General features: G+C 69.6%; 1 protein-coding gene. It reads right to left on the bottom strand.

Translation table 11 applies throughout. The annotated features are described in order from the left end of the window. On the bottom strand, nucleotides 1–448 hold a 448-nt coding region (locus ADL05_RS29140; RefSeq protein WP_156366100.1), incomplete at both ends, for a condensation domain-containing protein.

The raw sequence follows: 448 nt of genomic DNA, 5'->3' as shown, positions 1-448 counted from the left end.
CTGGTAGGGGCGCTGGTTGTCGGGGTGCCAGTCGGGTCCGGCTTTGCCGGAGTGGGCGGCGAAGCCGCCGGAGGCGTCGAACTGGCCGAGGTAGTTGAAACTGATCTGGGCGGCGGGTCCGAATCCGTCGTCGGCTCGGTCGGGGTTGTGGGCGAGGAGGCTGTAGCCGATGCCCTGGCGGGGGCGTGTTCGGAGGAGTTCCTTGGTCCGCTGGAGTCCTTCGGTGAGGCGGTCCGGGGAGGGGACGGGCAGCCGGACGGGGGAGATGGTGGTGAACCAGCCGACGGTGCGGGAGAGGTCGATGTCGTCGAAGAGGTCTTCGCGGCCGTGGCCTTCGAGGTCGATGCGGACGTGGTCGTCGCCGGTCCAGTGCCCGATCGCGCTGGCGACGGCGGTGAGCAGGGCGTCGTTGACCTGTGTGTTGAAGACGGCGGGCAGGTCCTGCAGG

The sequence above is a fragment of the Nocardiopsis sp. NRRL B-16309 genome, assembly GCF_001279585.1.
GTDB lineage: Bacteria > Actinomycetota > Actinomycetes > Streptosporangiales > Streptosporangiaceae > Nocardiopsis.
The sequence above is the reverse complement of the archived record's forward strand: the minus strand, read 5'-3'. Positions and strand labels throughout refer to the sequence as shown.